Here is an 18,148-nt window from a genome sequence, read left to right as displayed (position 1 = left end):
GTGGTGTGACGGGCGGTGTGTACAAGGCCCGGGAACGTATTCACCGCGGCATGCTGATCCGCGATTACTAGCGATTCCGGCTTCATGCAGGCGAGTTGCAGCCTGCAATCCGAACTGAGAATGGTTTTATGGGATTGGCTAAACCTTGCGGTCTTGCAGCCCTTTGTACCATCCATTGTAGCACGTGTGTAGCCCAGGTCATAAGGGGCATGATGATTTGACGTCATCCCCACCTTCCTCCGGTTTGTCACCGGCAGTCACCTTAGAGTGCCCAACTGAATGCTGGCAACTAAGATCAAGGGTTGCGCTCGTTGCGGGACTTAACCCAACATCTCACGACACGAGCTGACGACAACCATGCACCACCTGTCACCGCTGTCCCCGAAGGGAAAGATCTGTCTCCAGACCGGTCAGCGGGATGTCAAGACCTGGTAAGGTTCTTCGCGTTGCTTCGAATTAAACCACATGCTCCACCGCTTGTGCGGGCCCCCGTCAATTCCTTTGAGTTTCAGTCTTGCGACCGTACTCCCCAGGCGGAGTGCTTAATGCGTTAGCTGCAGCACTGAAGGGCGGAAACCCTCCAACACTTAGCACTCATCGTTTACGGCGTGGACTACCAGGGTATCTAATCCTGTTCGCTCCCCACGCTTTCGCGCCTCAGCGTCAGTTACAGACCAGAGAGCCGCCTTCGCCACTGGTGTTCCTCCACATCTCTACGCATTTCACCGCTACACGTGGAATTCCGCTCTCCTCTTCTGCACTCAAGCCTCCCAGTTTCCAATGACCCTCCACGGTTGAGCCGTGGGCTTTCACATCAGACTTAAGAAGCCGCCTGCGCGCGCTTTACGCCCAATAATTCCGGACAACGCTTGCCACCTACGTATTACCGCGGCTGCTGGCACGTAGTTAGCCGTGGCTTTCTGGTTAGGTACCGTCAAGGTACGGACAGTTACTCCCGTACTTGTTCTTCCCTAACAACAGAGCTTTACGATCCGAAAACCTTCTTCACTCACGCGGCGTTGCTCCGTCAGACTTTCGTCCATTGCGGAAGATTCCCTACTGCTGCCTCCCGTAGGAGTCTGGGCCGTGTCTCAGTCCCAGTGTGGCCGATCACCCTCTCAGGTCGGCTACGCATCGTCGCCTTGGTGGGCCATTACCCCACCAACTAGCTAATGCGCCGCGGGTCCATCTGTAAGTGACAGCCGAAGCCGCCTTTCCATCCTTCTCCATGCGGAGAAGAAAGAATATCCGGTATTAGCCCCGGTTTCCCGGAGTTATCCCAGTCTTACAGGCAGGTTACCCACGTGTTACTCACCCGTCCGCCGCTAACTTGAACAGAGCAAGCTCCGTCAAGTCCGCTCGACTTGCATGTATTAGGCACGCCGCCAGCGTTCGTCCTGAGCCAGGATCAAACTCTCCAAAAAGATGTTTGACTTGCTCATAATTTAAAATAAGAATTAACTTACTGGCATGTATTTTGTTCAGTTTTCAATGTTCAATTTAGTGCGTCGCACTCAAGCGACTTTTATAATATATCACCTTTAACTTATTTGGTCAACAGATTTTATTATTTTTTTATAAATTATTTAGTATGAGTTATTTCCCCTTATAGATTCATGGAAAAGTAATACATAGCAAACAGAAATAATCATTCAAGAGTGCGCAAATAGACTAAAAAAGCTCTGAAAGATTAGCAACTATCTTTCAGAGCAGTAAATTAAAGAATCTTCTCGATATAAAGATCTCTTCTTTTCTCCAGGTCTAAAATTGTGTCATCTTTCTGCAATTGCAAAAGCGGCCTTGTTGGCTGCTGCTGTTTCATAAAGAGAATAGTTGCTATTTGTCCATCTGACAGCTGGACCGTTGTGCCAGAAGGAAGCTTTGTAAATAAATTCGTTAGCGCTTTAACAGCTGATAAGTCAAACTGACCAAAGAAGTCCTGTCTAAACATCTCTAGCACTTTGAAAATAAGCTGACGATCGCGGTATGGACGTTCCGCTGTCATAGCATGGAAAACATCAGCTAATGCCACAATACGGGAAATTAGCAGTAACTTCTCTGCCTTTACTCCATTTACGTAACCAGATCCATCTAGCCTTTCATGGTGTTGAAAAACCGCTAGTTTTGCCTCCTGTTTTAGCAATTTAATATCCTTTACCATTTTGTAGCTTAAGAAAGGATGGTTATCGACTTCTTTCCTTTCTCCAGCCGTTAATGAGGTTTCTTTTAGTAAAATACGCGGATTTATTCTGGCCATTCCACAATCAGCCAACGTACCAGCAAGTGCCGACTGAACAACCATTCCTTTTTCGTAATCTAACTGCATGGCGATCATGCCGCTTAATAGCCCGGTGGAAATAGAGTGGTGAGAAATGTAATTGCCTTTCTCTACGTAGTTTGAGATTTTCCAAAAAACATCAGGGTTATCGATTGCCTTATCTAACAAAGGTAAAATCATTTCACGAATCTTGACGATATCAACGCCGCTGCCTGCCTGCCATTTTTGAAATTCTTTTTTATGTTCTTCCACGCTTTGAAGGTAGTGCTGGAAAAAGTCTGTTCGTTGACTTGGGACCGGGGTTATCTTATTGCTCTTTTTCTCTTCTGAAGTCTCTGTTTTTGCAACAACTTCCGATAGTTGCCCTTCGACAATGGCTACTTCATTCACTAAAAATGCCTCAAGTATTTTAATATGCCAATTTGTTAAAGCAGTCTCTTTTTCCATTAGTGGCACAGGGGACTTTCCTATTACATCATCTAACAGTATGTGCCCCTCTTTTAAATTTTCCACCTTCACGTACATACGTCTTTTCCCCCAGGTTTTTTACTTATATTCTAACAAATAATGGGTAGATTAGAAATAAAAAAAGCCGGGAGCTCCCGGCTTAGATTACTCTATTTACTTATTCATGATGCTCAATGATTTCCTCATCGGAAACCTCTTCTTCTAATTCCTCTTCCTCTTCTTTAGCTATTTTTGTAACAGTAGCTACCGTTTCTTGATCATGCAGACGGATAAGCCTTACGCCTTGAGTGTTTCTTCCGGTAATAGAGATATCATCTACATCCATTCTAATGAGAACACCGCCAACAGTGATCAACATTAAATCTTCTTCCCCGTTCACCGTTTTGATGGCGACAAGCGGACCATTTTTGCTTGTAATGTTACATGTCTTCAAGCCCTTACCGCCTCTTGTTTGGATGCGGTACTCTTTTTCCGGCGTCCGTTTTCCGTAGCCGTTCTCTGTCACAATCAGAACATAATCATCTTCGTTAAGCAATTCCATACCTACTACGCAATCATCAGGTGACAATCTGATGCCTCTAACACCGGTAGACACCCGTCCCATTTGACGAACATTTTCTTCCTCAAAACGAATCATCATGCCGTCACGGGTTCCGATCACAATGTGCTGGTGCCCATCAGTCAATCGAACAGAGATTAACTCATCGTCTTCTCTTAAATTGAGAGCCCGTAACCCATTTGTTCGGATATTGGCAAACTCCTTCAATTGGGTGCGTTTTACAATCCCTGATTTTGTAGCGAAGAATAAAAAGGCATTAGCATCAAATTGCTCTACCCGGATCATCGCATTGACCCATTCATCTTTTTCTACTTCTAACAAGTTGATCAATGGGATTCCCTTTGCCGTCCGGCTAAACTCAGGAATTTGATACCCTTTCAAGCGATATACTTTCCCTTTATTTGTAAAGAAAAGAATCGTGTCATGGGTAGAAGTTGTCAGCAAATGTTCGACAAAATCATCTTCGTTTGTCCCCATACCCTGTATGCCGCGCCCTCCGCGTCTTTGACTGCGGTAAGTAGACGCAGGCAGACGTTTTATATAACCGTTATGAGTCAGGGTAAGCACGATTTGCTCACGAGGAATCAAGTCTTCATCCATGATATCTTCTACACCAGCATCCATAATTTCAGTGCGGCGTACATCATTAAACTTCTCTTTGATTTCCAGTAACTCTTCACGGATAATTTCTAAGATTTTTTCATCGTCAGCTAAAATAGCTTTTAACTCTCCGATTAATTGAATCAAGTTTTGATACTCTTCTTCAATTTTTTCTCTCTCTAATCCAGTTAAACGCTGCAAGCGCATATCAAGAATAGCTTGCGCCTGCTTTTCTGATAGAGAAAATTGTTCCATCAATCCATTTTTAGCAATCTCTGTCGTTTGAGAGCTGCGGATTAAGCTAATAATTTCATCAATGTGATCAAGAGCAATTCTTAATCCTTCTAAAATGTGTGCTCTCGCTTCCGCTTTTCTTAATTCAAACTCTGTGCGGCGGCGAATAATAACCCGCTGGTGCTCTAAATAATGATGGAGACACTCTTTTATGCTCAGCACACGCGGCTGGCCGTCAACGAGCGCCAGCAAGTTAATGCCGAAGCTTGTTTGCATGGCCGTATGCTTATACAAGTTGTTAAGAATAACATTAGCGTTAGCATCACGGCGGATTTCCATCACAATTCGCATTCCGTTACGGTCGGATTCATCCCGTAAGTCAGTAATGCCATCAATACGTTTGTCGCGAACGAGCTCAGCAATCTTTTCAATTAATCTCGCTTTGTTTACCTGATAAGGCAACTCATTGACGATAATGGTTTCCTTGCCGTTCGCCCGTTGTTCAATGTCTACCTTCGCTCTAATAATTAAAGAACCTTTTCCTGTCTCGTATGCACGGCGGATTCCGCTTCTTCCCATGATCATACCGCCAGTTGGGAAGTCAGGGCCTGGGATATGTTCCATAATTTCTAATACAGACATTTCTTCATTTTTACTAAAAGCAATTAAGCCATCAATAACTTCCCCAAGCTGATGGGGAGGAATATTCGTCGCCATTCCAACCGCAATACCCGATGTACCATTGATGAGCAAGTTCGGGAAACGGGATGGCAGCACGACAGGCTCTCTTTCTGAACCATCGTAGTTATCTTTATAATCAATCGTATCTTTCGTAATATCACGCAATAATTCCATGGAAATTTTGGACATACGCGCTTCTGTATAACGCATCGCGGCAGCCGCGTCGCCATCGACCGAACCGAAGTTCCCGTGGCCGTCTACAAGCATATAGCGGTAGTTAAAATCCTGCGCCATCCGTACCATCGTTTCATATACAGCAGAGTCGCCATGTGGATGGTACTTACCAATTACCTCCCCTACGATACGGGCAGACTTTTTATACGCTTTATCAGCTGTCATACCCAAGTCATTCATCGCGTAAAGTATCCGGCGATGAACAGGCTTCAAGCCATCTCTAACGTCAGGAAGTGCCCGAGCTACGATAACACTCATGGCATAATCCAAGAACGATGAGCGCATCTCTTGGCTAAGATTAATTTCTGTTACTCTGGATTGAGGCGTTTCAGCCATGTAAAAGAACCTCCTTTAACGAACTTTTAATATACGAATCATAAAAGAGAACGTTGACCGCTCGAAAAAGACAGACAGGATAGACAAAGATCTATCCTGCTCGTTCTTTTTGCTCTTTTCAGGACCGTTCTTCCTCGAAATTATATGTCTAAGTTTTTCACATAAATGGCATTTTCTTCGATAAACTGACGGCGTGGCTCGACACGATCGCCCATCAAGATTTCAAATGTTTCATCCGCTTCAATCGCATCTTCTAAACTAACCTGAAGCAGTGTTCTCGTATCTGGATTCATCGTTGTCTCCCACAGCTGCTCTGGGTTCATTTCTCCAAGCCCTTTATAACGCTGCAATCCCGGTTTCGCATTCTCTGGAAGGCTCGCTATAACTTCATCAAGCTGACGGTCGTTGTATGCATACTCAACCCGCTTTCCTTGCGTTATTTTATACAATGGCGGCTGAGCGATATACACATAGCCCGCTTCAATTAACTGCCGCATGTAACGGAAGAGGAAAGTAAGCATGAGGGTACGAATATGAGCACCATCAACGTCAGCATCTGTCATAATGACAAGTTTATGATAACGAGCTTTCGAGATATCAAACTCATCACCGATTCCCGTGCCGAGAGCTGTAATAATCGTCCGAATCTCGTTATTTGATAAAATCTTGTCGAGTCGAGCTTTCTCAACGTTAATAATTTTTCCGCGAAGCGGCAGGATCGCCTGGAAGTGACGGTCACGCCCCTGCTTGGCTGATCCGCCGGCTGAGTCACCCTCTACTACGAACAGTTCACTGATTTCAGGATCGCGGGACGAACAATCGGCTAACTTTCCAGGCAAGCTAGATACTTCCAACGCACTCTTTCTGCGTGTTAACTCTCTTGCTTTTTTTGCTGCCATCCGTGCACGGGCAGCCATTAGCCCTTTTTCAACTATTTTTTTGGCAACCGTCGGGTTTTCAAGCATAAAGGTTTCAAACTTGGCAGAGAACACCGCATCGGTAACTGTCCGGGCTTCAGAGTTACCAAGCTTTGTTTTTGTCTGTCCTTCAAATTGGGGATCAGGGTGCTTGATCGAAATAATAGCTGTTAACCCTTCTCTCACGTCTTCCCCTGATAAATTTGTTTCTCCTTCTTTCACTAATCCATTTTTGCGGGCATAATCATTAATCACACGTGTTAAAGCTGTTTTAAAGCCAGACTCATGTGTTCCGCCTTCATACGTGTTAATGTTGTTAGCAAACGAGTACACATTGCTCGCAAACCCTTCGTTATATTGCAAAGCAATTTCAGCAGAGATGCCATCTCTCGTACCCTCGACATAAATTGGTTCGCTATGCACGACTTCTTTCGCCCTGTTCAAATGCTCTACGTAAGACTTGATGCCGCCCTCGTAGTAATATTCATTCATTTTGCCTTCTTCACGGCGATCCTCAATGATGATTTTGATGCCTCGATTAAGGAAAGCAAGCTCACGTAAACGGTTAGCCAGCGTATCATACTCATAAACCGTTGTTTCTGTAAAAATTTCCTTATCTGGCTTGAAATGAATAGTCGTTCCTGTGTAATCTGTTTCACCAATAATTTTGAGATCTTCTTGTGGAACTCCGCGTTTGTAGCATTGGTAATAAATATTGTTATTGAGATGAACAAACACTTCAAGTTCTTCGGATAGCGCATTAACAACGGAAGCCCCTACACCATGAAGACCACCCGAAACTTTATAGCCTCCGCCGCCGAACTTCCCGCCGGCATGCAGCACAGTTAAAATAACCTCTACTGCCGGACGTCCTGTCTGCTCCTGAATACCAACCGGAATTCCACGGCCGTTATCTTTTACTGTAATGCTGTTATCCTCTTCAATGATGACCCGAATTTGATCGCAATAGCCTGCTAACGCTTCATCAATACTGTTATCTACAATTTCCCAGACGAGATGGTGAAGACCTTTCCCACTCGTTGAACCAATATACATTCCCGGCCGTTTACGAACGGCTTCTAGACCTTCCAGTACCTGTATCTGGTTTTCATCGTAAGAAGGCTGGTTCGCTGTATTAGGTTGTTCCATAGTCAAATCCGTTCACCTGCTCTTTCTTTAAAAAGCCTGCTGACAACATGTCACCAACAGACTTTTGAAAATAATTTTCATATATTCGTTTTTTCATGTATAAGATAAAAAGAATAAAAACTCTTATTGCTCGGTTATAATAATAGCCAAATCCAATTAGGCTCGAACGCTTACTTCACTTGGGAAATGCTCCCATGCTCCACTGCGAACGTCGAGGCTTCCTTCAAGGTCTGATGATTAATACCTTCTATGCTCGTTGTTGTGACAAAGGTTTGTACCCTTCCCTGTATCGTATTTAACAAGTGGGACTGGCGGTAATCATCCAGCTCAGATAACACATCATCAAGTAAAAGAATGGGATATTCCTTGATTTCAGAACGGATAAGTTCAATTTCTGCCAGCTTGACAGATAAAGCCGTTGTCCGCTGTTGCCCTTGGGAACCAAATGTTTGCACATTTTTTCCATTAACTTGAAAAACAAGATCGTCACGGTGCGGACCAAACATTGTAATCCCCCGCTCGATTTCTTTTTTTTGCTGGATATGAAACTTTTCTTCAAACATATGAATCATTTTAGACGGATCGTCCTCTTCTGATACATTAATAGACGGCTCATATAAAATATTTAACGTCTCTCCCCCGCGCGAAATGCCTGAATGAATCGACTGGGCCCAGTTCTGCAGCAATTGGATAAAATCAAACCTTTTTTTGACAATTTTCACCGCCAGTTGAGTGAGTTGATCTGTAAACACTTCCAGCATCGTTAAATCACTTGTCTTCTTCATTTGCAGCTGTTTCAAGTAACGATTCCGCTGTTGGAGCACTTTATAGTACTGACTAATATCATGAAGGTAGACAGGAGATACTTGGCCAATTTCCATATCAATAAAGCGTCTTCTCACTTGAGGATTGCCTTTGACAAGATGCAGATCTTCAGGTGCAAACATGACGACATTCATATTCCCTATATACTGGCTTAGGCGCTGCTGTTCAAGATGGTTGCACTTCGCCTTTTTGCCTTTTTTTGAAACAATCAATTCCAGCGGAACAGATCCTTGCGTTTTTTGCACTCTTCCTTTTATTTTAGCATACTCTGTCTCCCAACGAATTAAATCTTTATCGTTAGAGGTTCGGTGGGACTTGGCCATGGCTAATACAAAGATGGATTCAATCACATTTGTTTTGCCCTGAGCATTTTCGCCGAGAAAAACATTTACTTTGTTTTCAAATTCAATATTTAAAGAAGCATAATTCCGATAATTTTCCAAAGACAATTCGGTTATGTGCATATGCAAAACATCCTTTTAGTTTATAAACCCACAATTTCAAAACTGCCAGTCCCCGGAATCTCTACCCGATCACCGACACGCAGTTTTCTTCCTCTCCGCTGGTCAAGTTCTCCGTTGATATAAACCTCATGCTCACTTAAGAACCATTTGGCCATACCTCCCGTTTGAATGATATCCGCAAGTTTTAGAAATTGCCCTAAAGGAATGTATTCCGTTTCGATCGTTACTTTTTTATCCATTTATTTTCACTGCTTTCGAGTAAATTCTCTAATACTTTATTTTACTAAATTTTCACCTTTAACACAAAGAAGAAACAATTGAAAGAAGGCTGCACATTCATGAAACAGCCTTTTCTTTCTTATTTTTCCATATTGTTTACGATATAAGGTAAATTAATACGTTCGTACCGGTAAAATAAGCTGCAAAATAGAATCGTCATTTTCAGGACGAATCACAAATGGCCTCATAGCTCCGGTAAATTGAATGTTGATTTCTGTACCCTCTAGTACTTTTAAAGCGTCCATCATGTATTTAGCGCTGAAAGAGATTTTAATTTCTTCCCCTTCAATTTCTCCGCTTCTTACTTGCTCTGTTACTTTTCCAATTTCAGGAGAATTAGACGAGATTTCAATCATCTCATTGTCGATCATGGATAATTTAACAACGTTATTGCGACCTTCTCTCGCCAATAAAGAAGCCCGATCAATCGCCTGTAAGAATTCTTTCGTGTTTAATTTCAGTTTTGTTTTGCTATCAGTTGGAATCAAGCGGCTCGTATCCGGATAGTTCCCTTCTAACAACCGAGAGTAAAATAGCAGATGCTTCGCCCGGAAAAGTACTTGATTATCGGTAATCACTATTTCTACAGGCTCCTGTGTATCATCAAGGATTTTACTTAGTTCGTTTAAGCTTTTTCCTGGAATGACGACGTTGTACTCTGCATTTGCCTCTGTTTCTACCGTTGCTTTTCTCCAAGCAAGCCGGTGGCTGTCAGTAGCGATACAGAAAAGTTGTCCTTCTTCCATTCTCCAGTTGACACCTGTCAAGATTGGCCGTGTTTCTGAGGTGGACACTGCAAAGACAGTTTGTCTAATTAAAGCTTTAAGCAAATCTGTCGGCAATTTAAATACTTCACCCTCTTCAATTTGCGGCAAATGAGGATATTCGTCTGGATCCAGTCCATTCAAGCTAAACTCAGCTTGGCCGGAACGAATGACTGTTTGGAAAGATGAAACTACTTCGATTTCTGCTTTTTCGGAAGGTAATTTTTTCACAATCTCGTTAAAAAAACGTGCGTTTAACACAATGGAGCCTGTTTGTTGAACTTCTACGATGATTTTTCCTTCTTCTTCTTTCGGGATAAAGGATTCAATTGAAATGTCGGAATCACTTCCAGTTAATTTGATCCCTTCTTCTGTGGCATCAATTTTGATCCCCGTTAAAATCGGTATCGTTGTTCTGGAGCTAATGGCTTTTAAAACATCCTGCACGCTTTGAGCAAAGCGATCTTTCTGAATCGAAAACTTCATTTTTTTCTCCTTCCATTATTCGAGCATAATATTTATAGCTGCTGCATATAATAATAACTTTATATTTTAAAAAATAATAGTAATAGTACTAGGGCTTGTGAATATGTGGATAACCTAAAAAACAAACGTAAGAACAGTCTATCCACATGTGGACAGACTGTTTGTAACCTATAAAGAGTTATGCACACTATTAAGAATGTAAAATGCTTTGTATTTCTTTTACTTTTGATTGCAGCTGGCTATCTGTGTCCAGCAGCTTTGAAATTTTTTCGTGCGCATGAATGACAGTCGTATGGTCGCGTCCTCCGAATTCTTCTCCAATCTTAGGGAGGGAAAAATCGGTCAGCTCACGTGATAGATACATAGCGATCTGCCGTGGGAAGGCAATGGATTTTGTCCGTTTTTTCGCTTTAAAGTCTTCAAGCTTCACGTTATATTGCTCGCCGACTACCTTTTGGATCTCCTGGATCGTAATCACCTTTGGTTTTGAGCTAGGAATAATGTCTTTTAGCGCTTCTGCTGCAAGGTCGGCGTTAATGTCTTTATTAATAAGTGAAGAATAGGCGACGACACGAATGAGTGCGCCTTCTAATTCCCGGATGTTTGTATCAATCTGGTTCGCGATATAAAGCATGACCTCATTCGGAATATCAAGGTTGTCCGCTTTCGCCTTTTTACGTAAAATCGCAATTCTCGTTTCCAGATCGGGAGGCGTAATATCTGTAATCAATCCCCATTCAAAACGTGAACGCAGCCGGTCCTCAAGCGTTGGAATTTCTTTAGGAGGACGGTCGCTGGAAATGATAATTTGCTTGCTTTCTTCATGAAGTGTATTGAATGTATGGAAAAATTCTTCTTGTGTTGATTCTTTTCCAGCAAGAAATTGAATATCATCTATTAGCAATATATCTACATTACGGTAGCGGTTTCTAAATTCCACTGCTTTGTTATCCCTGATAGAATTAATAAATTCGTTTGTAAATTTTTCAGAGGACAAATAAACAACTTTCGCATCAGGATTATGCTCAAGTACATAATGGCCGATCGCATGCATCAAGTGCGTTTTGCCTAGTCCTACTCCTCCATAAATGAATAATGGGTTATAAGCTTTTGCCGGCGCTTCAGCAACTGCAAGAGAAGCTGCATGGGCAAAACGGTTGCCAGAGCCAATGACAAATGTGTCAAATGTGTATTTAGGATTGAGCATGCTTTGTGGAAAGTCATGCGTATCTTCTTTCTTTTTTCGTTTGTTTGGCATCGGCATTTCATACTCTTCGGATGCCTGATTTTCAGGAATAATAAACCTCACAGACAGCGTTTCGCCTGTAATTTCACCCAGAACTCCCGAAATTAACTGAGAATAATGCCCTTCAAGCCAGTCGCGTGCAAAATCGTTTGGAGCAGAAATCGTAATAGAGTTGCCCTGTAAAGAATGGGCTTTCGTCGACTTTAGCCATGTATCAAAGCTGGGTTTACTTATCTTTTTTTCTATGTGTTCCAGCGCTTTATTCCACAGATCATCGATATTTTCCATAAGGCCCCCTCCTCCTAATCAAAATTTTGTTTGTTATATAACAGTTTTTCGTTTGAATTTATATTTATGCAATTAAATGATTGTGGTTAAATATATAAATAAGAGAAAAATAGTTTTTCGACATTGTTAACAGCTTGTGGACATTTTTATACAAAGAGGTTGAATAACTTATCAACATCTTATTAACAATTGTGGATAAGTTAAGCTTTTGAAATACTTATTCAGAGTGAAAACAAAGTAATGATAGCAGAAAAAGTACTTTCATGCAATGCTCTATAAAATTTATCCACAACTGCTACACCCTGTGCAAAAAAACTTTTCCACAAGGGGGTATTTGTGTAAAAGTTGTCAGTAACGTCTGTGTATAAGAAAAAAACTGTCGAAAATTATCCACAGCTGTTTGAAAAGCTGATGTGAACTTATGGACAAGGCAGCTGTTTCATTGGAACGATCTATATGTATAGAGTGTCAAAAAGGGAAGAAACAAGTTAAATAAGGGAAGAAACGGTCTCTTTCAGGAGGAAAGCAAATTTTCTTGCTTTTTGTTTAGGTATTGACAGGAAAAGAGTTCGTCTTTATAATCAAAAAGACTGTCTTTAACGTTAAATTTTCCATTCCTTCAGGGAGGTGTTTTATAATGAAAAGAACTTACCAACCAAATAAGCGTAAAAGAAGTAAAGTTCATGGGTTCCGCAGCCGTATGAGCTCTAAAAACGGCCGTCGTGTTCTAGCTCGTCGTCGTGCTAAAGGAAGAAAAGTATTATCTGCATAAGCCACTGAAAAATCTCAGTGGTCTTTTTTTTAGAAAAAATGACGAAGAGAAGGTGATGGACTATGAAAAAAACGTTCCGCATAAAAAAAGACAGTGAGTTTCAATCAGTTTTCAAAGGCGGAAAGTCTTTTGCCAATCGTCAATTTGTTGTATATATGTACAAAAACGAGTTAAATGTTCCTTTTCGGATCGGGCTGTCTGTCAGTAAAAAGGTCGGAAATGCGGTTACACGCAACCGTATTAAACGATATGTCAGACAAAGCTTTACTGAATTAAAAGCAGAGATTCTGCCGGGACACGATTTTATTGTCATCGCCCGCAAGCCAGCAGCTGATATGGATGGTCACGAAGTAAAGAAAAGTCTCATTCATGTGCTAAAGCGGGCGAAGGCATTAAATAAGAGTGCATACAAACCTGATTAAACATCATTACAAAATAAAATAAATAAGGTGGCCATCTTGAAAAGGCGGCCGCACTAGAGGATTGACAGGGGGAATGGGCGTTTGAATAGGAAGATGATCACTTTGCTTCTTTTAGCAGTGACCACCGTACTACTTGCCGGCTGTACAGAAGTAAATAAAGAAATCACGCCGGACAGCAAAGGTTTTTGGAATGAGTTTGTCGTATACCCGCTTTCAGTCGTTATTACGAAAACGGCCGAAGCAGTAGGCAGCTATGGCTGGTCGATTGTGATCGTTACGATCATTATTCGGTTAATTATTTTGCCATTAATGATCAAACAAACAAAGAACACAAAAGCAATGCAAATGCTGCAGCCTGAAATGCAAAAGATTAAAGAAAAATATAAGTCAAAAGATGCTGTTACTCAGCAAAAAATGCAGCAGGAAACGATGGCACTTTTTCAAAAGCATGGCGTTAATCCGCTTGCCGGCTGTTTTCCGCTCATCATCCAAATGCCGATTATCTTCGGATTTTACCAAGCGATTATGCGAACAGAAGCGATTAAGCAGGATACTTTCCTGTGGTTTGACCTAGGTTCTCCAGATCCATTTTTTGTTCTTCCGTTAGTAGCAGGGATTACGACTTTCCTGCAGCAAAAATTAATGATGGCTGGAACGATGAATCAAAATCCACAAATGGCGATGATGCTTTGGCTGATGCCGATTATGATTATTGTATTTGCTGTGAACTTGCCGGCTGCTCTGTCCTTATATTGGGTAGTAGGGAACATTTTTATGATCGTCCAAACATTGATCATTAATCGACCTGATGCTAGCAAGACCACTTCAGTTAATAACTAGGAGGGGGATGGATGAAAGAGATTACGGCTGTCGGACAAACTGTTGAAGAAGCTCTTCAATCTGCTTTAAAGCAATTAAAAGCAACTGAAGAGCAAGTAGAAATTGACATTTTGGACGAAGGAAAAAAAGGATTGTTCGGTCTGTTTGGCCAGCGTCCTGCTTCTATAAGAGTGAGACGCAAAGCAGATCCAATCGATGAGGCGAAAAGTTATATTTTATCTATCGCTGCTCATTTAGGCGTACATCCAGACATCCACGTAGAAAAGCAAGGAAAGCAGGTTACTTTTTCGCTCTCTGGTGAGAAAATGGCCTTGTTAATCGGTAAAAGAGGACAAACATTAAATTCCTTGCAGCAGCTCACTCAGCTCGTCATCAATCGTCATTCAAACGACTTTATACATTTTAAATTAGATGCTGGGAATTACCGGAAAAAGAGAGAAGAAACGCTTACTGCCTTGGCAAAGCGGATGGCTAAAAAAGCGGAAATGACAAGGAAACCAGTTCGTCTTGAGCCGCTGCCAGCTGCAGAGAGAAAAGTTATTCATGCTGCACTTGCCGCTAATCGTCAGGTCCGCACATTTTCCGAAGGCACTGAGCCAAATCGTTACACAGTGATTACTCCTAGAAATAAATAAAGGCCTTCCTGGGAAGTTCTTTCTTTTACTAAAGAAAGAATGACCGGGAAAGCCTTTTTTATTATGGTGATAAAATCGTCATCTGTGGATAAACTAGTTAGCAAGCAAAGTGAATAATTTTTTCCATTTGTTTCTTTAATTTTACTATTTTATTACTTTAAATTCCATAAATGAGACTGCGTAGTTATTGTTATCCACACGTGAATAAGTTAAAATAGATAAGATTGAAAGAAGGCTGTGGACAATCCAGCCTTCTTTTTAAATCGTCTGACTTGTGTTAACCTAATGGTTTGAGAATAAAAATTTCCACTTTATTTATAGATATGATTTCAAAAAAAGGAAGAGGTGAGAAGAGTGGATCTAGATACAATTGCTGCTATTTCGACACCGATGGGAGAAGGGGCGATTGCGATTGTTCGTTTGAGTGGTGAAGAAGCGGTGGAGATTGCCGACCGTGTTTTCCAAAGCCCATCGAAGAAATCGTTAACCGAGGTGGCCAGCCATACGATACATTATGGGCATTTAATTGACCCGAAAACAGGACAAGTAGTAGAAGAAGTCATGCTTTCGCTTATGAGAGGGCCCAAAACTTTTACACGAGAAGATGTAATAGAAATTAACTGCCATGGGGGGATTGTTTCTGTTAATCGTGTACTTCAACTTGTTTTAAATGAAGGAGCCCGTCTTGCCGAACCAGGAGAATTTACGAAAAGAGCCTTTTTAAATGGCCGAATTGATTTATCGCAGGCGGAAGCGGTTATGGACTTGATTCGTGCGAAAACAGATAAGGCGATGAATGTAGCGCTCAATCAAATGGAAGGCCGTCTTTCCAAACTGATCCGCAAGCTTCGCCAAGAAATCTTAGAAACGCTTGCTCACATTGAAGTAAATATTGACTATCCTGAATATGACGACGTGGAAGAAATGACACATCAAGTTCTTTTAGAAAAAGCAGCGTTTGTTCAAAAAGAAATAGAAAAGCTTTTGCGTACATCCGAACAAGGAAAAATCTTACGCGAAGGGCTATCAACCGTTATTATTGGTCGTCCAAACGTTGGAAAATCTTCTTTGTTGAATGCACTTGTACAGGAGAATAAAGCCATTGTAACGGATATTCCCGGAACGACACGCGATGTCATTGAGGAATATGTAAATGTGCGTGGAGTGCCGCTCCGTCTTGTGGATACAGCAGGAATCCGCGAAACAGAAGACATTGTTGAACGGATTGGTGTGGAAAGATCCCGCCAAGTGTTAAAAGAAGCTGATTTAATTTTGCTTGTGTTAAATTACTCTGATGAACTGACAGCAGAGGATGAGAAACTATTTGAAGCAACAGCAGGCATGGACGTGATTGTGATTGTAAACAAAACGGATTTGCCTCAAAAAATTGATATAGAACGCGTGAAAGAGTTGGCAGGAGGGAAGCAGCTTGTAACAACTTCCTTACTAGAGGAAAAGGGGATTGATGAGCTGGAAGAAGCTATTGCTTCCTTGTTCTTCTCCGGTTCCATTGAAGCGGGGGACATGACATATGTTTCCAACTCCCGCCATATTGCTTTGCTTCACCAAGCGCTGACGGCTATTACCGATGCAATTGAAAACACTCAGTCGGGAACACCGATTGATATTATTCAAATCGATTTAACGAGAACGTGGGAGCTATTAGGAGAGATCATTGGTGAAAGTGTTCATGATAGCTTGATCGATCAGTTATTCTCACAATTCTGTCTTGGAAAATAATAAAATAAGGAGGAAAAAACATGCTACAATATGAAGCTGGCCAATACGATGTTGTCGTTGTAGGTGCAGGACATGCTGGTGTGGAAGCGGGACTGTCATCTGCCCGGGCAGGGGCGAAGACGTTAATGATTACCATTAACCTCGACATGATTGCTTACATGCCATGTAATCCATCCATTGGCGGTCCGGCTAAAGGAATTGTTGTGCGGGAAATCGATGCTCTTGGCGGTGAAATTGGCAAGAACATCGACAAAACACATATCCAAATGCGTATGCTGAATACAGGAAAAGGTCCAGCAGTGCGGGCATTAAGAGCACAGGCGGACAAAGTGCTGTATCAGCAAGAAATGAAAAAGACAATCGAAAATCAAGAGAATTTAACACTCATCCAAGGAATGGTTGAGAATCTCATTGTGGAAGACGGAGAATGCCGTGGGGTTGTCACGCAAACAGGGGCAGTGTATCGCTCGCAAGCGGTTATTATTACGACTGGCACATTTTTACGCGGTGAAATCATCATTGGCGATTTAAAATATTCCAGCGGCCCGAATAATCAGCAGCCATCTATCCGTTTATCTGAAAGCTTAGAGAAGCTTGGCTTCGATTTAGTTCGTTTCAAAACAGGTACCCCGCCGCGCGTGAACAGCCGGACGATTGACTACAGCAAAACAGAAATTCAGCCTGGTGACGAAGAACCGCGGGCTTTCAGTTACGAAACAACAAAATTTATTACAGACCAGCTGCCTTGCTGGCTTACTTATACAAACGAAGAAACACATAGTATTATCAATGAAAACCTTCATCGCTCTCCAATGTTTTCTGGGGTAATTAAAGGGAAAGGCCCGCGTTATTGTCCATCTATTGAAGACAAGATCGTTCGCTTTAATGACAAGCCGCGTCATCAAATCTTCTTAGAGCCAGAAGGCCGCAATACGGAAGAAGTGTATGTACAGGGCTTGTCTTCCAGCTTGCCTGAGGATGTTCAATATCGGATGCTAAAAACCATCCCAGGACTTGAAAAAGCTCAGCTAATGCGTGCCGGCTATGCGATTGAGTATGATGCCATTGTGCCGACACAATTATGGCCGACACTCGAAACGAAAAAAGTAAAAAATCTATATACAGCTGGTCAAATTAACGGAACTTCCGGTTATGAAGAAGCGGCTGCCCAAGGAATGATGGCAGGAATTAATGCTGCTTGCCGTGTTCTTGGCAAAGAAGAAGTGATTTTGAGCCGTTCAGATGCCTATATTGGCGTATTGATCGATGATCTTGTAACAAAGGGGACGAGCGAGCCATATCGTCTGCTTACTTCGCGCGCAGAATATCGTCTCCTTCTTCGCCATGACAACGCTGATTTGCGTTTGACGGAAATTGGTTATCGAATCGGTTTGATTTCCCAAGAACGATATGAGCGATTCTTAGCGAAGAAAGAAGCTATTGCCGGGGAAATAGACCGCTTGAAATCAATTATTATCAAGCCTAATGAAGAAACACAAGCGATCATCCGTGAAGCTGGCGGCAGCGAGTTAAAAGATGGCATCCGGGCTACTGACCTCTTAAAACGTCCGGAAATGCATTACCACCACTTAAAACAACTTGTTCCTGCTTCTCAAGCTCTTGAGGCTGAAGTAGAAGAACAAGTAGAAATTCAAATTAAATATGAAGGATACATTGAAAAATCCCTTCAACAAGTGGAAAAGCTAAAGAAAATGGAAAACAAAAAAATACCGGAAAATATTGATTACGATGCGATCAATGGTCTCGCTACAGAGGCACGTCATAATTTGAAAGAAGTAAGACCGCTTTCGATTGCCCAAGCCTCCCGGATTTCAGGTGTTAACCCTGCTGACATTTCCATTTTGCTTGTTTATATTGAACAAGGACGTATTGCCCGTACCGCTAATTAAGTGCAGTTGAAGGGATGGTAG

General features: G+C 42.0%; 13 protein-coding genes and 1 rRNA gene (1 of these 14 running past the window's edge). 6 read left to right on the top strand and 8 right to left on the bottom strand.

Going from position 1 to position 18,148, the window contains the following annotated elements; all coding sequences use genetic code 11:
• The 8 genes from AC623_RS19955 to dnaA all read right to left on the bottom strand — a co-directional run.
• Positions 1-1,424: ribosomal RNA gene (locus tag AC623_RS19955) — 16S ribosomal RNA — on the bottom strand; it reaches 130 nt to the left of the window's first position.
• Between the two features lie 293 nt (positions 1,425-1,717).
• Entirely contained in the window at positions 1,718-2,803 is a 1,086-nt protein-coding gene (locus tag AC623_RS19950; protein WP_049665966.1) for an HD-GYP domain-containing protein, read from the bottom strand.
• Between the two features lie 100 nt (positions 2,804-2,903).
• Complete coding sequence (gene gyrA / locus AC623_RS19945; protein ID WP_049665965.1) at positions 2,904-5,390, bottom strand: DNA gyrase subunit A; 2,487 nt, start codon at positions 5,388-5,390, stop codon at positions 2,904-2,906.
• A gap of 140 nt (positions 5,391-5,530) precedes the next feature.
• Positions 5,531-7,456, bottom strand: coding sequence for a DNA topoisomerase (ATP-hydrolyzing) subunit B (gene gyrB / locus AC623_RS19940; protein ID WP_049665963.1), 1,926 nt, complete (start codon positions 7,454-7,456; stop codon positions 5,531-5,533).
• Between the two features lie 170 nt (positions 7,457-7,626).
• Complete coding sequence (gene recF / locus AC623_RS19935; RefSeq protein WP_049665960.1) at positions 7,627-8,745, bottom strand: DNA replication/repair protein RecF; 1,119 nt, start codon at positions 8,743-8,745, stop codon at positions 7,627-7,629.
• 20 nt (positions 8,746-8,765) lie between these two features.
• Complete coding sequence (gene yaaA / locus AC623_RS19930) at positions 8,766-8,984, bottom strand: S4 domain-containing protein YaaA (RefSeq protein ID WP_049665958.1); 219 nt, start codon at positions 8,982-8,984, stop codon at positions 8,766-8,768.
• A gap of 153 nt (positions 8,985-9,137) precedes the next feature.
• Positions 9,138-10,274 carry a DNA polymerase III subunit beta gene (gene dnaN / locus AC623_RS19925; RefSeq protein WP_049665955.1) on the bottom strand — a complete coding sequence of 379 codons (1,137 nt, stop codon included), beginning with the start codon at positions 10,272-10,274 and terminating at the stop codon, positions 9,138-9,140.
• 190 nt (positions 10,275-10,464) lie between these two features.
• On the bottom strand, positions 10,465-11,808 hold the full coding sequence (gene dnaA / locus AC623_RS19920; RefSeq protein ID WP_049665952.1) for a chromosomal replication initiator protein DnaA: 1,344 nt from the start codon (positions 11,806-11,808) through the stop codon (positions 10,465-10,467).
• A gap of 637 nt (positions 11,809-12,445) precedes the next feature.
• Between dnaA and rpmH the strand changes: the two genes are divergently transcribed.
• From rpmH to mnmG, 6 genes are all read left to right on the top strand, one after another.
• The gene (gene rpmH / locus AC623_RS19915) at positions 12,446-12,580 is read left to right on the top strand and encodes a 50S ribosomal protein L34 (protein WP_049665949.1); all 135 of its coding nucleotides are present in this window, start codon (positions 12,446-12,448) and stop codon (positions 12,578-12,580) included.
• Positions 12,581-12,642: 62 nt separating this feature from the next.
• Positions 12,643-13,002, top strand: coding sequence for a ribonuclease P protein component (gene rnpA / locus AC623_RS19910; RefSeq protein WP_049665947.1), 360 nt, complete (start codon positions 12,643-12,645; stop codon positions 13,000-13,002).
• A 93-nt stretch (positions 13,003-13,095) separates the two neighbouring features.
• Positions 13,096-13,842 carry a YidC family membrane integrase SpoIIIJ gene (gene spoIIIJ, locus AC623_RS19905; RefSeq protein ID WP_156187142.1) on the top strand — a complete coding sequence of 249 codons (747 nt, stop codon included), beginning with the start codon at positions 13,096-13,098 and terminating at the stop codon, positions 13,840-13,842.
• 11 nt (positions 13,843-13,853) lie between these two features.
• Positions 13,854-14,477, top strand: coding sequence for an RNA-binding cell elongation regulator Jag/EloR (gene jag, locus AC623_RS19900; RefSeq protein ID WP_049665942.1), 624 nt, complete (start codon positions 13,854-13,856; stop codon positions 14,475-14,477).
• Between the two features lie 354 nt (positions 14,478-14,831).
• On the top strand, positions 14,832-16,217 hold the full coding sequence (mnmE, locus tag AC623_RS19895; protein WP_049665940.1) for a tRNA uridine-5-carboxymethylaminomethyl(34) synthesis GTPase MnmE: 1,386 nt from the start codon (positions 14,832-14,834) through the stop codon (positions 16,215-16,217).
• A gap of 20 nt (positions 16,218-16,237) precedes the next feature.
• Positions 16,238-18,127, top strand: a complete 1,890-nt coding sequence (gene mnmG, locus AC623_RS19890; protein WP_049665938.1) for a tRNA uridine-5-carboxymethylaminomethyl(34) synthesis enzyme MnmG — start codon at positions 16,238-16,240, stop codon at positions 18,125-18,127.
• Positions 18,128-18,148: the final 21 nt, after the last annotated feature.

This window comes from Bacillus sp. FJAT-27231 (assembly GCF_001183975.1).
Classification (GTDB): Bacteria; Bacillota; Bacilli; order Bacillales; family Domibacillaceae; genus Pseudobacillus; species Pseudobacillus wudalianchiensis.
This window is presented reverse-complemented; position numbering and strand designations above follow the sequence as displayed.

Bases quoted from the DNA above. Each gene is read 5' to 3' on its own strand.
- AC623_RS19950 (WP_049665966.1), bottom strand. From the start codon at position 2,803: ATGTACGTGAAGGTGGAAAATTTAAAAGAGGGGCACATACTGTTAGAT.
- gyrA (WP_049665965.1), bottom strand. From the start codon at position 5,390: ATGGCTGAAACGCCTCAATCCAGAGTAACAGAAATTAATCTTAGCCAA.
- gyrB (WP_049665963.1), bottom strand. From the start codon at position 7,456: ATGGAACAACCTAATACAGCGAACCAGCCTTCTTACGATGAAAACCAG.
- recF (WP_049665960.1), bottom strand. From the start codon at position 8,745: ATGCACATAACCGAATTGTCTTTGGAAAATTATCGGAATTATGCTTCT.
- yaaA (WP_049665958.1), bottom strand. From the start codon at position 8,984: ATGGATAAAAAAGTAACGATCGAAACGGAATACATTCCTTTAGGGCAA.
- dnaN (WP_049665955.1), bottom strand. From the start codon at position 10,274: ATGAAGTTTTCGATTCAGAAAGATCGCTTTGCTCAAAGCGTGCAGGAT.
- dnaA (WP_049665952.1), bottom strand. From the start codon at position 11,808: ATGGAAAATATCGATGATCTGTGGAATAAAGCGCTGGAACACATAGAA.
- rpmH (WP_049665949.1), top strand. From the start codon at position 12,446: ATGAAAAGAACTTACCAACCAAATAAGCGTAAAAGAAGTAAAGTTCAT.
- rnpA (WP_049665947.1), top strand. From the start codon at position 12,643: ATGAAAAAAACGTTCCGCATAAAAAAAGACAGTGAGTTTCAATCAGTT.
- spoIIIJ (WP_156187142.1), top strand. From the start codon at position 13,096: ATGATCACTTTGCTTCTTTTAGCAGTGACCACCGTACTACTTGCCGGC.
- jag (WP_049665942.1), top strand. From the start codon at position 13,854: ATGAAAGAGATTACGGCTGTCGGACAAACTGTTGAAGAAGCTCTTCAA.
- mnmG (WP_049665938.1), top strand. From the start codon at position 16,238: ATGCTACAATATGAAGCTGGCCAATACGATGTTGTCGTTGTAGGTGCA.